This window comes from Vibrio sp. Vb1554, assembly GCF_033344235.1.
On record NZ_JAWPOJ010000285.1, the window covers coordinates 1 to 1,214 of the forward strand.

Consider the following 1,214-nt stretch of genomic DNA (forward strand, 5'->3'; position numbering starts at 1 on the left):
CATTCCTCTTATTAAAGAGGCACTAAAAGAAGCAAACTTAACATCCCAAGACATCGACGGCGTGGCTTACACGGCCGGTCCTGGTTTGGTTGGTGCTTTGCTAGTGGGTGCAACCATCGGTCGCAGTATTGCTTACGCATGGGGTGTGCCTGCTGTTCCTGTTCATCACATGGAAGGTCATTTACTTGCGCCAATGCTAGAAGACAACCCACCACCATTCCCATTTGTGGCGGTGTTGGTTTCTGGCGGTCACTCGATGATGGTGGAAGTAAAAGGCATTGGTGAATACAAGATTCTAGGCGAATCCATTGATGATGCAGCTGGTGAAGCATTTGATAAGACAGCTAAGCTGATGGGGCTAGATTACCCAGGCGGTCCTCTGTTATCTAAGCTAGCAGAGAAAGGTACTCCGGGTCGCTTTAAGTTCCCACGACCAATGACCAATGTGCCGGGTTTGGATATGAGTTTCTCTGGTTTGAAAACCTTCACGGCAAACACGATTGCAGCGAATGGCGATGACGAGCAGACTCGTGCTGATATTGCGTACGCTTTTGAAGAAGCCGTTTGTGCAACGTTGGCAATCAAATGTAAGCGTGCATTAGAGCAAACCGGTATGAAGCGCATCGTTATTGCTGGTGGTGTAAGTGCGAATCGTCGCTTGCGTGCAGAGCTTGAGAAGCTTGCGAAGAAAATCGGTGGTGAAGTGTATTACCCACGTACCGAGTTCTGTACTGACAACGGTGCAATGATTGCGTATGCAGGTATGCAACGTTTGAAGAACGGTGAAGTTGCAGATATGTCGGTAGAAGCGCGTCCGCGCTGGCCAATTGACCAGCTAACGCCAATCGCGTAATCAAACCTTGTATATTGACTGGCCTCTATTTATAGAGGCCTTTGTTTTTGTGGTTTATTTCCCCAAGAAAAAGGTGCGAGATTTCCAGACTGATGTGAGCAGTTTTCTTTGTGTTCAGTGATAGGATGGCGCGGAAGAATAATAAATGGATATAACAATGAAGAAGTTTGAAATTGAAGGTCAGCAACTTGCTTACCTAGACAAAGGCGAAGGGCCTGTGCTGCTGTTTGGACATAGCTATTTGTGGGATTGCCAAATGTGGGCGCCTCAAATTGAAGTTTTGAGCCAGTCCTATCGTTGTATTGTGCCTGACTTATGGGCGCATGGTGAATCGGACGCCGCTCCTGCTTCGACCACGTCT

At 47.8% G+C, this 1,214-nt stretch carries 2 protein-coding genes; both read left to right on the top strand.

Annotated features, from left to right (window positions below):
• Positions 1 to 853 (top strand): tRNA (adenosine(37)-N6)-threonylcarbamoyltransferase complex transferase subunit TsaD (gene tsaD, locus R8N28_RS25690; RefSeq protein ID WP_318183718.1); only part of this gene is annotated, 853 nt, incomplete at its 5' end.
• 157 nt (positions 854 to 1,010) lie between these two features.
• On the top strand, positions 1,011 to 1,214 hold a 204-nt coding region (locus R8N28_RS25695; protein ID WP_412079935.1), incomplete at its 3' end, for an alpha/beta fold hydrolase.